Source organism: Gorillibacterium sp. sgz306347 (genome assembly GCF_059735245.1).
This window is the reverse complement of record NZ_JCAPET010000003.1, coordinates 1-14754: the sequence shown is the minus strand read 5'-3', so window position 1 is coordinate 14754 and position 14754 is coordinate 1. Positions and strand designations below refer to the sequence as shown.

The following is a 14754-nucleotide window of genomic DNA, read 5'->3' as shown; positions in this document are numbered from 1 at the left end:
CGTCATTCCGGATGAGGGAATGCGGCGGCCCGCTTGTTGCCGGTCCGGCTGGTCTCCGGCTGCTTATTCCTTCGCCGCAACCACCTTGCGCGGTTTATTGAGCGATCCTTTTTTCATGATGGCCCAGAGCGGGCTGGCGATGAAAATCGAAGAGTACGCTCCGCAAGCCAGGCCGAGAAGGATGGCGAGCGAGAAGCCGCGGATCGATTCGCCGCCCATCAGGAAGAGCAGCAGCGCGCCGATAAACACGCAAAGCACGGTGTTGATCGAGCGGGTAAGCGTCTGGCTGACGCTGGCGTTTACCAGTTCCTTCAGGTCATCGTAATTTTTGATCTTGGCGAACCGGAGGTTTTCCCGGATCCGGTCAAAGATAACGATGGTATCGTTGATCGAGTAACCGACAATGGTCAGAATCGCCGCGACGAAAGTCAGGTTTACTTCTAGACGGAACAACGAAAAGATGGTAATGACGATAAACGCGTCGTGAAGCAGCGCGACAATTGAAGCAACACCGAACCGCCATTCAAAGCGAACGGTGACATAGATGATGATAAACAAACTGGCGATAAGAACGGCCCAAATGGCCTTCTCGGCGAGTTCGTTCGCGAGAGACGTATCGACGGTATTTTCTTCCAGGGCAACTTCACTTCCGTAAGCCTTGGTCATGCCATCCTTGATTTGGGTAACCTCCTGCTCGGTGAGCACCCTGTCAAAGCGGATGGAAACGCGCTCTCCCCCAGGCGTAATGATGCCGTCCGGCAGGCCGGCCGCTGTGATTACTTCCTGGGTTTTGGCTTTCTCTATCGTTTGACCGGCGGAAATATCAAGAGTCGTTCCCGCTTTGAAGTCAACGCCGCGGTTCAGGCCGAAAACAAGCAGGGAAACAATCCCGAGTATGGTAAGCACGCTCGCAAGAATAAAGAACTTCTTGCTGTGCTTCATGAAATCAAATTTGACGTTGTACTTAAAGCGCACTGATTTCATCCTCCTTAACGCCAAAGTAAGACGGTTTGTTGAAAGCGTTCGTCCGGATCATGAACTGCAGCATAACCCTCGACAGGAAGATGTTCGTAAACAAGCTGACCACAATACTGAAAATCAGCGTAAGTGCGAAGCCTTTGATCGTCCCGATGCCGAATCCGTACAAAACAGCGCCCGCAATCAAGGTCGTCAGGTTGGAATCCATAATGGTCCGGAACGAGCTTTTGGAGGCCGCGCGGAAAGCGGACAAGATCGATTTTCCGCTGCGCAGCTCTTCCTTGATCCGTTCATAGGTAATGATGTTCGCGTCCACCGCCATCCCGACGCCGAGCACGAAGGCGGCGATGCCGGGCAAGGTGAGGGTTGCGTTCAGCGCAATGTAGATCAGCAGGAGCAGCCAGGTAAATACGATCAGCATCAAGCAGGCGATAAAGCCGGGCGCCCGGTAATAGAACAGCAGGAACAGCAGGATCAGCCCAAAGGCGATTATACCGGCCAGCAGCGTGTTGTTCATCGCCTGCAGCCCGAGCGTCGCGTCCACCGCGTTCGTATATTTCTCCGTCAGCTTGAGCGGAAGCGCCCCCAGGTTGATCGTATCGCGGATTTCCTTGGCTTCTGCCAAAGAATATCCTTCAATTACAGCGGATCCATTTGTCATCACTTGCCTTACGTAAGGAGAACCAAGCACGCGATCATCAAGCTGAATTGACATTCGCTTGCCAACAAGCTCCTCAGTTACTTTTGCAAATTTATCTTTATCAATAACTTCAATACTTACCACAGGCTGGTTATTTTCATTGTAAACTATCTTGGCGGCGTTCGGCACGAAATCGCTGCCGTTCATGACCACATCGCCCGCCTCGTTGCGGAACGTCAGGTTTGCGGGCTCCTTCAGCATTTTCCGGACTTCGCCCTGATCGGCGACGCCGGCGATCCGCACGCGAATGCGGTTCGTGCCTTCCGTTGTGATGTCCGGCTCGGCAACGCCCGCCGCATCGACCCGGTCCTGAAGGCTGTGCGCCGTCTGGGTCAGCGACTCGGGTGTTACGCTTTGCCCTTCTTGAATCGGAGAAGCTTCATACAAAATTTCGAAGCCGCCCTTCAAATCCAGCCCCAGTCTCACATGTTTCATGATATAGGGGGTGGATACGCCGACAGCGGCCAGAATCAGCAGGACGGACAAAACAAAAGCGGTGAATCTTTTGGTATCCATGGTTCCGACGAAATCTCCCTTCAAAGTCCAATATTCCTATTATACCTGCGTCCAAAATACCCGTCAATTTGCGAAACCGGCGGAATCGACCGCCTTTCTCCGCGTTGCTGCGCCATTCCCCCGCTTCCTGAAAGCCATCGCCGCTTGAGCCGGTCCGCTTCCGTAACGGCCCGCCGCGAGGACGGGGGACGGAAGAAGACGGGCGCCAGCGGATGCTCCCTTGATTCGGAAAACGGGGGTCGGCCTCCCGCCGGAGGCCAATCGGCGTTTTCCATGTACGCCAACCTACCTTGCTACGTTTGCCGGGCGAATAGGTTTCAAGAAAAATAGCCCCTTGGCGGGGGCGCAGAGCCGAATCGGAAATCCGGCGCTAAATGTCCTCGGGAGACGGTTCCGATCGTTAGAAGGGAGCCCCTTTAAACGCTTGCATGGTCATCCAGTTCATGAAATCCGTCGCCTTGAGCGACAGGATATCGTTGACCATTCCGTGCAGCGCGGGAAAGCCCTTTTTGTGGTAGCGAGCGCTGACACAGTTCCAGATGTCCTCCGGGGTGACTTTGTCATACCCGAGCAGGGCGAATTCCTCCGCTTTGCTCTTGCACAAGCCTGCTGCTATTCTCGTCAGTTCCGCTTCGTCTGGCCCGTTTCCCCGCTCGTCCGCTTCCAAGACAGGCACCCCCTTCTCAATTCCGTATTCGTATTGCGCCGGAGCAAACCCGGCCTTTCTCCACTTCGACACGGCGGGACGCAAATCCTCCGCTTCCCGGCCGGCGCCGCAAAAAAAGGCATGAAATCGGACAGGTCCGGCATAAGCATCATGGTATCGGCAGCCCGTCCACTCCCGGCCGGGCGCCTCTTCATCACTATACTCCAAATCGGGAACCGGAGGAAGAGATTCTCTTGGAAAAACAGAAGCAAACCTTTATCCAGGGAACGATGATTTTGCTGGCGGCCGGGATCATCAACCGGCTTCTGGGTTTCATTCCGCGCATTGCTCTTCCGAGGATCATCGGGGCGGAAGGCGTCGGTCTGTTCCAGATGAGCTATCCGTTCCTTATCGTCGTTCTGGCGCTCGTATCGGGCGGCATCCCTCTCGCAGTGGCCAAGCTGGTGGCGGAAGCGGATTCGCAGGGAGATCCGCGCCGGATCAAACGGATTCTTCACGTGTCCTTGACGTTCACCTTAATGCTGAGCCTGCTTTTTGCGGGGATTTGCACCGGTGCCGCACCTTGGCTGACCCGGCTGCTTTTTCCCGACACACGGGTAATGTACGCCTTCCTGTGCCTGAGTCCGATTATTCCCATCGTCGGCGTCTCCTCCGTTTTCCGGGGTTACTATCAAGGCATGCAGAACATGATTCCGTCCGCTCTGTCCCAGGTGATCGAAACCGTGGTGCGGATTTTCGGCATGCTGGCCTTTTCCGTTCTCCTGCTGCCTTACGGTTTGGCGGCGGCGGCGGCGGGCGCGATGGGCGGCACGCTGCTCGGGGAAGTGGCCGGGCTCGCCGTTCTGCTGAACCATTATCTGCGGAACCGGACAGCCGACTGGAAAAAGCGCGCCGGGTCAGGCGAGGCCGATGCCAAAAGGGCCGCCGACCGCCTCGTGTTCCGCAAGCTGATGCGCGTTTCCATTCCGGTAACCGCAAGCCGTCTGGCCGGTTCTTTTTCGTACTTCTTCGAATCGGTGCTCACCGTCCAAAGCCTCGCCATCGCCGGCGTGGCCACCGCGGTAGCCACGACCCAGTACGGCGCGCTTCAAGGGATGATCATTCCCGTTCTGCTTTTGCCGGGCGTGCTTACCTCCTCGCTTTCCGTTTCGCTGATTCCGTCCCTGTCCGAGGCGGCCGCCCGGGGAGATATGACGACGGTTCACAAACGGCTGCATCAATCGCTGAAGCTCGCTTTGGTTACGGGAGCGCCTTTTGCCGTCTTTATGCTCGTGCTGGCCGATCCGATCTGCTATTACTTGTATAACAACAGCGAAATCGGCATGATGCTCCGCATGATGGCCCCCGCCGCTATTTTCATTTACTTTCAAGGTCCGCTTCAGGCCTCGCTGCAGGCGCTGGACCGGCCCGGCATCGCGCTCGTCAATACCCTTGTCGGCGCAGCCGTCAAGCTGGCGCTGATTTTTTTCCTGGCTTCGCAGCCGGACTTCGGGATTCTCGGCGCCGTGATGGCGATCATCGTGAACATTATGCTGGTCACCGCGCTTCACTGGACGAGCGTGTCCCGCCTGCTGCGCTTTTCCATGCCGATGACGGACTTTCTCAAAGTAGGGCTTCTGGCAGCTGCGCAGGGCTATCTGTGCACCCGCATCATGGGGTCGGACTGGGTGCACGGCCCGCTCCTCCGGTTTCTGGCCGCCGCCGGAGCCGGGTCGTTGTTTTACCTGGCCGGAATCGTGCTGCTGCGCCTCATCGACAAAGATGACCTCGGCAAGCTTCCGCTGATCGGAAAAAGGTGGCGGAACCGCTGATACGAAAAGGCATATCCATCCGGGCTTGGCCATAGGATGGTGGTAAGAGAACCGCGAACCGGTCTTTGCATCCGTCCTTCACGCCGGCCGCCGCCAAATGGCGCAGCCCGGCGAAGATAAAAAGGAGGTTGTCCACATGAACATGCCAAGAAGCGATAAAACGCCGGTCGTCGCGCCCATCCTGGGCGGGTTGGTCTGGTCCTTCGGCTGGATGGCGGCCGGCGCGCTCGTGCTTTCGCTGCTGCTGACGTTTGCCAACCAGTCGGAGGATTCTCTCCCCGCCGGCGCCTTCGCCATTCACGTGCTTGCGTCTGCGGTCGGAGGCTTTGCCGCCGGACGAAAAGCAGGTGCCCGCGGCTGGTACACCGGGGGCGCGACCGGGCTTTTGTATGCGGCCATCCTTTACCTGATCGGCTTTTTGAGCTTCGACCATTCGTTTCATCCGCAGGCGCTGCTTCTGATCGGGGCGACCTTTCTGGCCGGCGCGCTGGGCGGCATGATCGGGGTCAACCTGAAAAAGTAGCCGCACCAAAAAAGATCCGCTCCCGAGGGAGCGGATCTTTTTTGGTGCGCATGTTCTTCCCTGCCGGCCGGAGCTTACTCCGCCGCCGAGGAAGATACGATCGACCGGACCGCCGAGCGGTCAAAGGTCATTTTGGTGGCGTCGTTGACGCGAATGACAACGGTGTCGTTGTCCAGCTCCAGCACCGTGCCGTGCAGACCGCCGATGGTGACAATCTTGTCGCCCTTCTTGAGGCTGCTCAGCATTTGACTCGTTTTCTTCTGGCGTTTCTGCTGCGGGCGGATCATCAGGAAATACAAAATCGCAAACATGGCCACGATGTAGATGATGGTCCAGGTTCCGCTGCCCATGGCGCCGCCTCCTGCGTTCAAATACATGGTATTCCCCCCTTTTCCGCTTGCCGGGATCGTGTTTAGAAGCCTTTGTCGTTGTCCTTCATGCCGTACCGCTCAAAAAACTCGTCGCGGAAATCGCCGAGGCGGTCTTCCGCGATCGCCTGACGGACCTTCGCCATCAGGTCGAGCAAGAAATGGAGGTTGTGGTACGTGGTCAGCCGAATGCCAAATGTTTCGTCCGCCTTGATGAGGTGGCGGATATACGCGCGCGAATAATTGCGGCACGTATAGCAACCGCATTCCGGATCGAGCGGACCGAAATCTTCCGTATGCTTGGCGTTTCGGAGGACAACCCTTCCGCCGCTTGTCATGACGGTTCCGTTGCGGGCTATTCTCGTCGGAAGCACGCAGTCGAACATATCGATGCCCCGCATCGCGCCTTCAATCAGGCAATCGGGCGAACCGACCCCCATCAAATAACGGGGCTTGTTCGCCGGCAGCAGCGGCAGCGTATACTCTAACACTTCGTACATCAACGGCTTAGGCTCGCCTACACTCAGTCCACCAATAGCATACCCCGGAAAATCAAGGGAAGTCAAATCGTTTGCGCTCTGTTTGCGCAGGTCCTCGTACATGCCTCCCTGCACAATGCCAAAGAGCGCCTGATCGTGCGGACGGGCATGGCTTTTGAGGCAGCGCTCGGCCCAACGGGTTGTGCGCTCCAGGGATTTTTTGGCGTATTCGTATTCGGCCGGATATGGCGGGCATTCGTCAAACGCCATCATAATATCCGAACCGAGCGCGTTCTGGATCTCCATCGCCTTCTCTGGCGACAGGAACAGCGCATCCCCGTTCAGGTGGGATTTGAAGTGAACGCCCTCCTCGGTAATCTTGCGCATGTCGCTCAGGCTGAACACCTGAAAGCCGCCGCTGTCGGTCAGAATGGCTCGGTCCCAATTCATGAACTTGTGCAGGCCGCCCGCTTTTTTGATCAGCTCGTGGCCGGGGCGCAAAAACAGATGATACGTGTTGCTGAGGATGATCCCGGCGCCCATTTCCTTGACTTCCTCCGGGCTCATCGTCTTGACGGTCGCCTGCGTGCCTACCGGCATGAAGCAGGGCGTGTCGATGACGCCGTGCGGCGTGTGCACCCTTCCCAGCCGGGCGCCCGTCTGTTTGCAGGATTTGATAAATTCGTACGTTACCGCTGCCATGTTTACCTCCGCTTCTTCATTTCCCGAACGGGTCTCTGTAGACGAACATTGCATCGCCGAAGCTGAAAAACCGGTAGCGCTCCTTCACCGCTTCCCGGTACGCCTGGAGCACGTTCTCCCTCCCGGCCAGCGCGCTGACCAGCATGACCAGCGTGGACTTCGGAAGATGAAAATTCGTGACGAGCGCGTCCACCGCCAGCACCGGAACTCCGGGATACAGGAAAATGTCCGTCCAGCCGGAACCGGCTTCCAGGGGAGCGAAGCCTTCGGCTTTTACACCGCCCTCCGCCCCCGCGTTTTGCGCCTTCTTTGCGGCCAGCGCCGCGGCCGTCTCCAGCGTGCGCGCCGACGTCGTACCGACGGCGACCACCCGTTTGCCCGCGCGTTTGGTCTCGTTTACCGCCTGTGCCGTCTCCTCGGGCAAAATGTAAAACTCGGCGTGCATCTCATGCTCCTCGACCCGCTCCGCCGAGACGGGCCGAAACGTCCCGAGTCCGACGTGCAGCGTCACATAGGCCAGCCGAACGCCCTTCTCTTCAATCCGGCGAAGGTACTCGCGCGTAAAATGCAGCCCCGCTGTCGGAGCGGCGGCCGAGCCTTCGTGCCGGGCGTACACCGTTTGGTAACGCTCCTTGTCCTCCAGCCGTTCCTTGATGTAAGGCGGAAGCGGCATTTGCCCCAGTCGGTCCAAAAGCTCGTTAAAGATGCCTTCGTATTCAAACCTCAGCACGCGTCCGCCCATGTCGCTCTCTTCCTCGACGACTGCGGCCAAAAGCGGCGCGCCGCTATCGGTTTCGCCGCCGAAAACGATCCGGGCGCCGCTTTTCAGCTTTTTGCCGGGCTTGACCAGCGCTTCCCAACGGTCCTCTCCCAACTCCCGCAGCAGCAGAACCTCTGCTTTCGCCCCGGTGTCCGCCTTCATGCCAAAAAGCCGGGCTGGAATCACCCGTGTGTCGTTCAACACGAGCAAATCCCCGGCTTGCAAAAGATCGACCAAATCGCCGAACCGGCGGTGTGCGATTTCCCCGGTGTCCCGGTTCAGCGTCATCAGCCGCGATTCCGTCCGATTGGCCAGAGGAGTCTGCGCAATCAGCTCCTCCGGCAGGTCGTAATCAAATAGATCCACATTCATTGGCTGTCATCCTTACTGTTTCACGATGGTGGCTCCCGCAAAATAATGGGTCAGGATGTACTTGTAGTCCTTCCCGTCGCGGGCAAATCCGACCGCGCCGTATTGGGACATGCCCAATCCGTGGCCGTATCCCTTGCCGGTGATCAGGAACCGCGTATCCTTGGTCGCCACGCGCGTTGTTCCCTGTGCGTTCACGACCAGAAATTCCTTGCCCACTGCCGCGTTCGGGTTGGTAGCCGTCGCGGCGTAGAGCGGTCCGGTCCGCTCGGGATAATCCGCCCGGGCTCCGTTTGCGCCTAATACAGTATACCTGCCGGTCTGTTCGATTTCAAACATGGTCGAGGGCAATCCGCCGAGGAACGAGCGGAAGCCGTCAGGCGATTTCGGCGCGTAGGTTTCGCCGTTGATCCCAAGAGAGATCGCCCGGCCGGATTCTCCGCGGCCGTTAACCTCCAGCGTCTTCAGGGCGTTCACCGGGAAGCTGGCGTTAATCTTCGGCAAAAGCTGCGAAGCCGTGAAGTAGCGCGTCCAGCTGTAGGCCGTCGACTCGTCCGCCTTGCCGACGAATACCACTTCTTCCCCGCTCGCCAGCTTGCCGAGCACCGGGCTGATGGAATCGTTGGCCGCCGGGATGGTGCGGATGTTGGCCGATTCCGTGGCTGCGTAAAGCGGCAGGCCCGCCGCGCTTTTTGCTCCTGTCGCCCGCAGCAGGTCGGAGCGCACATACCCCGTCGAACCATCCGCGCGCATAATCCGGTACCAGGGGAGCTTGTTCAGCTGCGGGTAGGTGTCCGGGCTTTCGACGCTTTTGAGGTAGGACACCTTATTGCCCCACACCTCGGAGCCGTCCGCTGTCTGTCCTCCGGCATTGGAGGAAAAGAAGGCGTCGACCAGCGTGCTGCCGACCATGAGCACCTCGCCCTTGGTGGCTTCAACCGCTTCCGTGACATCGTCGGCTTCTTTTCCGTAATAGGCTTGGTCGAGCGTGGTATCGGTCAGGTTCGCGATTTCGTATTTGACACCGGCTTTTGCCGAATACGTGCGGGCCGCCACGGCCTGCGCCTTGAGCGCCTCCAGCGGATACCCCGAGCCGAGCTCCGCATGCACGACCGAATACAGGTACTGCTCAAAAGGAAGCTCGTTGATGACGGCCAGTTTGCCATTGTGGCGGGAGAGCTCGAACGAACCGTTGTAGGAAAGCTTTTTCTCGGCTACCGTTATTTTGGCGCCGGCGGGCGCAATCCATACTTTTTGCCCCGTTCCGTTAAACACATACTGCTCCGCGCCCCCCGTGCCGGACGAGGTGGAGCCGACTTCTTCGTGCTTCAGCAAATAAGGAAGGGCCGGGTCGACCGGGTCCAGCTTCACGTTTTTTACCGCTGCGGAAAAGCTTTTTTGCAGCGCGGTCAATGCTGCGCTGTCGGCTTCCCCGCCCGTCCACAAGGAGAAGGCCGGCTTTCCTGCGTTTTCATGCACCGCCAGCTCGACCGAAAGGCCCGCCTTCTGGAGCTCGTCCGCCTTTTTCTCCGCGTCTGCCTGGGTCGCAAACGTTCCCGCGTTCAGGTAATAGGGACCGGCGATGGCGGCCGTTTTGGCATAGGCGGCCGTCGAAGGCGTCTTAAGCATTTCAGTGCGCGTGGATTCCGCTTCCTGCTTGGTGTTATAGCTTCCGCCGTATACACGATAGAACGGCTTTCCGCTCTTTTCGGTTTTGTAGACTGCAGCGCCGCTTCCCGCTGCCGCAGCCGCGGCTTTCGCTTTGGTAAAGTCGTCGGTTTCCAGCAGCCGGACGCGATAGCCGTCTACGCCCGCCCGGAAGCTGGTCTTCGCCGGAAGCGTAAACCAGCTGCGCACGCCTTTGCTGTCGCGGACGCCGATCTTGAGGCCTTTGTCGGAGGAAAACCCGGCGGTCGGAACCGTCGTGTTGAATTTACCGGAGTTCAGATACAGCGCTACGCGAAACACATCGGGAAGCGCCGTGGCCGCCTGGGCCGCGGGTACGAGAGGGAGCGGCGCCGACGACGCCACAAAAAAAGAGGCCGCAAGCAATCCGCAGACGCCCCATAACCGCTTTCTTTTCATGTTTGATGTCTCCTTTTCGTGAATCGGTCGTTCAGGACAGGCAGGGTCCTTTTGAAAGGTTAGACTCGCGGGGCTGGCAAAAGTTGCTCCTTCCGCCGAAAAAGGCGGCCGGCGGGCCATCGCGAAACCCGGAAAAGGGCATGAAACCAAAGGCTTCAGCCAACCTGGAAACTTTGCGTGAAACCAAAGGCTCCGGCTCAGCGTGAAACCGAAGGCTCCGGGCCTTCAAAACGTGGCTCTGCGTGAAACCGAAGGCTCAGGGCCTTCAAAACGTGGCTTTGCGTGAAACCGAAGGCTCTGGGCCTTCAAAACGTGGCTTTGCGTGAAACCAAAGGCTCCGGGCCTTCAAAACGTGGCTCTGCGTGAAACCGAAGGCTCCGGGCCTTCGCTTCCTTCTTTCGTCGCTGTTGTTTTCGGGGGCCCGATTAAAAATGGATCACGGTGGAAGGCCCCCGAAAACAAAGGCGAACGCTTCGCTTCTGCAGAAGGAACCGGGCCCTGCGCCTTCTCTTTCACGCGGGAATTGACTGTTGCCGGCTCAGCCGGAAACACTGCATGCTTGGCAGACAGGCAGCGCGCCTCGGAATGCGCTCCGCGAGGCGGAAGTGAGTCCGGCAGCTTCCGCAGGGAAGCGCGCGTAAGTGCCAGTCCCAGGTCACCGGCGGGTACCCTGCAAATGCGGACGGCCCGCTTACCGGTCGCGATGCGGCTTGCCGTCCGCATGGATGCGGCAGGCGCCGTTTTCGCAATCGTCGGTCATGCCGAACAGACGGTAGCGGTGGCGGGCAATGAGCTTGTAAAGCGCGTCCGCCGTTCGCTTCATACCGGGCAGTCTGGAGAGAGCCGCCAGCCAGGACAGGCCGCGGACATCCCGGAGAATCCGGAGAACGGCTTCCGCGCCGCGGTAAACAGTGCCCCGGCCGTCGATTACGTGCAGCTCCGCCAGAAGACGCTCTGGATCAATGCCCGGGGGCAAGTCTGCCGGCTCCGCTTCCTGCAGCGGGAGCATGCGCAGATCGGAACGGACGTGCAGCCGGGAAAGCGTGCCGACCGTGCGCAGGCACAGGTTGCAGCGGCCGTCGTAAAGCAGCGTGAGCCGTTCCATCGGCTACAGCTCCCAGGAAGTCTGTCCGCCGCCTGCGCCGGGCTGGCGCGGCGGTTCCAGGCCCAAATGCTTGTAGGCAAGCGGGGTGGCCGTGCGTCCGCGCGGCGTCCGCTGCAGGAAGCCGATCTGCAAAAGATACGGCTCGTACACATCTTCAATGGTCTGGCTTTCTTCGCCGATCGTGGCCGCGATCGTGTCGAGTCCAACCGGCCCGCCTTTGAAGTTGGTGATGATCGAATGCAGCAGCTTGTGGTCGATTTCGTCCAGGCCCAGCTCGTCGATGCGGATTTGCTTCAAGGCGGCGCGGGCAATTTCAATCGAAATGACGCCGTCTCCCTTCACCTGGGCGAAGTCGCGGACGCGCCGCAGAAGCCGGTTGGCGATCCGCGGCGTCCCCCGCGAGCGCATGCCGATTTCCCGCGCGGCTTCCCCGATAATCTGCACGTCCAGAATATCGCTCGACCGGCTTACGATAAATTCGAGCTCGTCCTCCGTGTAATACTCCAGCCGGCACACTACGCCGAAACGGTCGCGCAGCGGCGCGGACAAAAGTCCGGCGCGCGTCGTCGCGCCGACAAGCGTAAAAGGCGGCAGATCAAGCCGCACCGACCGGGCGCTCGGCCCTTTGCCGATCATGATGTCGAGAGCGAAGTCCTCCATCGCCGGGTACAGCACTTCCTCGACGGTCCGCTGCAGCCGGTGAATTTCGTCGATAAACAGCACGTCGCCCGCCTGCAGATTGGTCAAAATCGCAGCCAGGTCCCCCGGTCTTTCGATGGCGGGTCCCGACGTGGTGCGAATGTTCACGCCAAGCTCGTTGGCGATAATATTGGAGAGCGTCGTCTTGCCGAGACCCGGCGGTCCGTAAAGCAGCACATGGTCCAGCGCTTCCTTCCGCTGTTTGGCCGCTTCGATATAAACCTTCAGGTTTTCCTTGGCGTTTTTCTGCCCGATGTATTCCGAAAGGTAGCGGGGACGCAAGCTCAATTCCGCGCCCGCATCCTCCATCATCAGATTGGCGGATATGATCCGGTCTTCCACTGCGGTTCCTCCTTTCCGCCTTATCCTTTAAACAGTGCGGCAAGCGCCAGCTTGAGCAGCGCGTCGACGCTTTCCGTGCCGTCCGCCTTCTGCTGCACGGCGGGTTTCACACGGTCCGCCTCGGCCTCCGTATAGCCCAGCGCCTGGAGCGCCAGCTTGACTTCCCCCCAGGTGCCGCCGCCCACATTCCCGCCTGCGGCGCCAACCGCGGCCGGGACAAGCGTTTCGAGCCCACCGGGCGACAAATCAGACAGCTTGTCCTTCAAGTCCAAAATAATCCGCTGCGCGGTTTTCTTGCCGATGCCCGGCAGCCGTGTCAAAAAAGCAACGTCCTCCTGGTAGATCGCGGCGATGACCGCCTCCGGCCGCCCGGCCGATAAAATGCCCAGCGCCACGCGCGGCCCGATGCCGCTTACGTCCAGCAGCTTGCGGAACAGCGCCTGCTCATCCCGGCTGGAGAAGCCGAACAGAAGCACCGCGTCCTCCCGCACATGATAATGAATAAAAAGCGTGACCAGATGATTTTCCCGGGGCTCCACTCCGTAAGGGTTGGCGCAAAAAACGCGGTAACCGACGCCGTTCACGTCCACCACGACATAATCGTTTTCCCGGTGGGCCAGTTTTCCTGTGAGATAGTCGATCATCGTTTCAGCACCCCGTTTATTTTCTCGGTCAGCGTATGGGAATGGGCATGGCAGATGGCGATGGCGAGCGCGTCCGCGACGTCGTCCGGCTTCGGAACGGCGGAAAGGTTCAAAAACATCCGCGTCATCTCCTGCACCTGCCGCTTCTCCGCCTTGCCGTAGCCGACAATGGCCTGCTTCACCTGCATGGGCGTGTATTCGGCCACCGGAAGCCCTTTTTGCACAGCCGCCAGAATGGTTACGCCCCGCGCCTCGGCAACGGTCATCGCCGTGGTCACGTTCCGGTTGAAAAACAGCTTTTCGATCGCGACCGCTTCCGGCTCATACTTCTCGATCAGGTGCACCATGGAGTCGTAAACATCCTTAAGCCTCTGGCCCGGGTCGGTATGGGCTTCGGTCTGAATCGATCCGTATTGCACGGGGGTTAGCCGGCTGCCCGCTTTATCGATAAACCCGAAACCGACGATCGCGATTCCCGGGTCAATTCCCAAAATACGCAAAAGAATTCTCTCCTTCTTCAAACAAGCGAACATATGTATCCTTTTTATTATAGCAGATAATCCCTCAAAAAAGCACCCGAATCCCCGAGATCGGCAAAAAAGCCTTCCCGCCGGGGAAGGCTTGAGCTGCCTGCTTTAACGGCGGCATTCGCCGGTTGGGCCGCAAGCAAAATCGCTGAACGTGGACAGCACGCTGTTGAATTCGGTCAAATCGGCCACGCGGATGCCCTCGTTCAGCTCGGTCCAGATTTGTTCGGGGAGACTGGTTCTCAGGTGCTCGACATTCAGCTGAAAAAAGGTCCGGATTACATTGTTGTCACGGGGCTCGCCGTCATACAGGTTGAGGTTCCCTTCCGCATCAATGCCGAACACGGCGTTTTCTTTGCAGCGGGGGGACAGGTCCTGGACCGTCTCGCAAAAACGGACGCTGCCGTTCGGTTCCAGCAGAAGCTTCCATTCCGGATGCTCGCCGCATAAAGACGCGATCCGGGCGGGCTCCAGCTTGCCCAGATGGATGGTCTCTTCTCCGCAAACATACCGCTTTTCCAAATAGGTTTCCCGGGCCGCGCCGCTTTTTCGAATCCGCTCCAGAACGCTGCGGCTTTCTCGGGGTGGAGTAGTTTCAGCAAAAGTCTCCACTGCGGAGTTTTTTGCCCGGAATGCCGCAGTCTCACCCGATTCTCCGGCGGACGGACGCCCGCCCTCCATTGACCGGGCTGCCGCCGGACTTGCCACAGAGCATATTCCCAGAGCCAGCGCCAACACCCCGGCGAGCGAGACGGTTTTTTTGGTGGCGCGAAGGCGTTTCTTGATGCGCTTCATCATGCCGGACAGGCGCATGGTCGTTCCCTTCCTCCGAATTTTTCGTTAGTTTTACCCGGAGGAAGGGAATTATTCTTCCCTTGGGGCTGCCTCTGCGATGCTTACCGGTTCAGCCAGGGCAGATTGCGGGCGCTTTTGCCGGATGAACGTTTCCGCTTGCGCGTGACCGCGTGAAGCGTAACCTTGGAGCCGGACGACTTCTTTTTGCGGGGGGCGGATTTTGCACCGGCTTCTTTTCCGTAAGCGTCGTTAAGGGTTACCGTCTCCTCCTCCTCCCGATAAGCGGGGGGAGACCATTCCCCCTCCGGTTCGGCTTGAATGCCGGGCTGGTTGTAATAGGCGGCTGCCGGGTAAGGAACCGGGCCGTATTCAGGCCGGAATTCTCCCGAAAAGGGATAGCCGTAACCGGCCGCTCCCGGGACGGCGCCATAAGGGGCCGCGCCTTGCATGCCATGCACGCCTATCGTCCAAGGCGACGACGGATAGCCCGGATAACCGGACCAGCCTGCGGTCTGCATGCCGTAAGCGTCGCCCCACTCCGGTTTGCCTTTCGATGCGGAAGCGGGAGAAACCTCCGGCTTGCCGTTTTCTCCGCCGTAAGCCTCGGCCGGCAGCACGCTCGGGCCCATGTTCGACGGATAAAACGACTCCGGCTGTATCCCCGGCGCCATGTTCGGCTGCATC

14 protein-coding genes and 1 pseudogene are annotated in these 14754 nt (G+C 59.1%); 2 read left to right on the top strand and 13 right to left on the bottom strand.

Annotated features, from left to right (window positions below; translation table 11 throughout):
• Positions 1-63: 63 nt before the first annotated feature.
• The 3 genes from secF to AC6I6H_RS02735 all read right to left on the bottom strand — a co-directional run bounded on the left by secF (position 64) and on the right by AC6I6H_RS02735 (position 2819).
• Complete coding sequence (gene secF / locus AC6I6H_RS02745) at positions 64-975, bottom strand: protein translocase subunit SecF (protein ID WP_497950896.1); 912 nt, start codon at positions 973-975, stop codon at positions 64-66.
• Positions 965-2194 carry a protein translocase subunit SecD gene (secD, locus tag AC6I6H_RS02740; protein WP_497950894.1) on the bottom strand — a complete coding sequence of 410 codons (1230 nt, stop codon included), beginning with the start codon at positions 2192-2194 and terminating at the stop codon, positions 965-967. The genes secF and secD overlap by 11 nt, the downstream gene beginning before the upstream one ends.
• A 400-nt stretch (positions 2195-2594) precedes the next feature.
• Complete coding sequence (locus tag AC6I6H_RS02735; protein WP_497951464.1) at positions 2595-2819, bottom strand: post-transcriptional regulator; 225 nt, start codon at positions 2817-2819, stop codon at positions 2595-2597.
• A gap of 311 nt (positions 2820-3130) precedes the next feature.
• Here AC6I6H_RS02735 and spoVB point away from each other — a divergent pair, with 311 nt between their 5' ends.
• Together spoVB and AC6I6H_RS02725 are read left to right on the top strand one after the other, a co-directional pair.
• Positions 3131-4672, top strand: a complete 1542-nt coding sequence (gene spoVB, locus AC6I6H_RS02730) for a stage V sporulation protein B (RefSeq protein WP_497951462.1) — start codon at positions 3131-3133, stop codon at positions 4670-4672.
• A gap of 136 nt (positions 4673-4808) precedes the next feature.
• Positions 4809-5195, top strand: a complete 387-nt coding sequence (locus AC6I6H_RS02725; RefSeq protein ID WP_497950892.1) for a TIGR04086 family membrane protein — start codon at positions 4809-4811, stop codon at positions 5193-5195.
• A gap of 74 nt (positions 5196-5269) precedes the next feature.
• Here AC6I6H_RS02725 and yajC read toward each other — a convergent pair whose 3' ends face one another.
• The 10 genes and pseudogenes from yajC to AC6I6H_RS02675 all read right to left on the bottom strand — a co-directional run.
• Positions 5270-5572, bottom strand: a complete 303-nt coding sequence (gene yajC, locus AC6I6H_RS02720) for a preprotein translocase subunit YajC (RefSeq protein ID WP_497950890.1) — start codon at positions 5570-5572, stop codon at positions 5270-5272.
• 35 nt (positions 5573-5607) lie between these two features.
• The gene (tgt, locus tag AC6I6H_RS02715) at positions 5608-6744 is read right to left on the bottom strand and encodes a tRNA guanosine(34) transglycosylase Tgt (RefSeq protein ID WP_497950888.1); all 1137 of its coding nucleotides are present in this window, start codon (positions 6742-6744) and stop codon (positions 5608-5610) included.
• Between the two features lie 16 nt (positions 6745-6760).
• Positions 6761-7876 carry a tRNA preQ1(34) S-adenosylmethionine ribosyltransferase-isomerase QueA gene (gene queA / locus AC6I6H_RS02710; protein WP_497950886.1) on the bottom strand — a complete coding sequence of 372 codons (1116 nt, stop codon included), beginning with the start codon at positions 7874-7876 and terminating at the stop codon, positions 6761-6763.
• Between the two features lie 12 nt (positions 7877-7888).
• Positions 7889-9958 carry a SpoIID/LytB domain-containing protein gene (locus AC6I6H_RS02705; protein ID WP_497950881.1) on the bottom strand — a complete coding sequence of 690 codons (2070 nt, stop codon included), beginning with the start codon at positions 9956-9958 and terminating at the stop codon, positions 7889-7891.
• Positions 9959-10649: 691 nt separating this feature from the next.
• The gene (locus tag AC6I6H_RS02700) at positions 10650-11063 is read right to left on the bottom strand and encodes a thiol-disulfide oxidoreductase DCC family protein (RefSeq protein ID WP_497950876.1); all 414 of its coding nucleotides are present in this window, start codon (positions 11061-11063) and stop codon (positions 10650-10652) included.
• A gap of 3 nt (positions 11064-11066) precedes the next feature.
• Positions 11067-12104, bottom strand: a complete 1038-nt coding sequence (gene ruvB / locus AC6I6H_RS02695) for a Holliday junction branch migration DNA helicase RuvB (protein ID WP_497950870.1) — start codon at positions 12102-12104, stop codon at positions 11067-11069.
• 20 nt (positions 12105-12124) lie between these two features.
• On the bottom strand, positions 12125-12748 hold the full coding sequence (gene ruvA, locus AC6I6H_RS02690) for a Holliday junction branch migration protein RuvA (RefSeq protein ID WP_497950864.1): 624 nt from the start codon (positions 12746-12748) through the stop codon (positions 12125-12127).
• On the bottom strand, positions 12745-13248 hold the full coding sequence (ruvC, locus tag AC6I6H_RS02685) for a crossover junction endodeoxyribonuclease RuvC (protein WP_497950859.1): 504 nt from the start codon (positions 13246-13248) through the stop codon (positions 12745-12747). Before ruvC ends, ruvA begins: the two co-directional genes overlap by 4 nt.
• A gap of 135 nt (positions 13249-13383) precedes the next feature.
• Positions 13384-14088 (bottom strand): BofC C-terminal domain-containing protein, encoded by a 705-nt coding sequence (locus AC6I6H_RS02680; RefSeq protein WP_497950853.1) that lies wholly within the window; start codon positions 14086-14088, stop codon positions 13384-13386.
• An 83-nt stretch (positions 14089-14171) separates the two neighbouring features.
• Positions 14172-14754 (bottom strand): annotated as a pseudogene (locus tag AC6I6H_RS02675) (hypothetical protein); the annotation flags it as partial.

Coding starts and splice junctions, on each gene's coding strand:
- secD (WP_497950894.1), bottom strand. CDS start 2,194: ATGGATACCAAAAGATTCACCGCTTTTGTTTTGTCCGTCCTGCTGATT.
- spoVB (WP_497951462.1), top strand. CDS start 3,131: ATGATTTTGCTGGCGGCCGGGATCATCAACCGGCTTCTGGGTTTCATT.
- AC6I6H_RS02725 (WP_497950892.1), top strand. CDS start 4,809: ATGAACATGCCAAGAAGCGATAAAACGCCGGTCGTCGCGCCCATCCTG.
- yajC (WP_497950890.1), bottom strand. CDS start 5,572: ATGTATTTGAACGCAGGAGGCGGCGCCATGGGCAGCGGAACCTGGACC.
- tgt (WP_497950888.1), bottom strand. CDS start 6,744: ATGGCAGCGGTAACGTACGAATTTATCAAATCCTGCAAACAGACGGGC.
- queA (WP_497950886.1), bottom strand. CDS start 7,876: ATGAATGTGGATCTATTTGATTACGACCTGCCGGAGGAGCTGATTGCG.
- AC6I6H_RS02705 (WP_497950881.1), bottom strand. CDS start 9,958: ATGAAAAGAAAGCGGTTATGGGGCGTCTGCGGATTGCTTGCGGCCTCT.
- AC6I6H_RS02700 (WP_497950876.1), bottom strand. CDS start 11,063: ATGGAACGGCTCACGCTGCTTTACGACGGCCGCTGCAACCTGTGCCTG.
- ruvA (WP_497950864.1), bottom strand. CDS start 12,748: ATGATCGACTATCTCACAGGAAAACTGGCCCACCGGGAAAACGATTAT.
- AC6I6H_RS02680 (WP_497950853.1), bottom strand. CDS start 14,088: ATGCGCCTGTCCGGCATGATGAAGCGCATCAAGAAACGCCTTCGCGCC.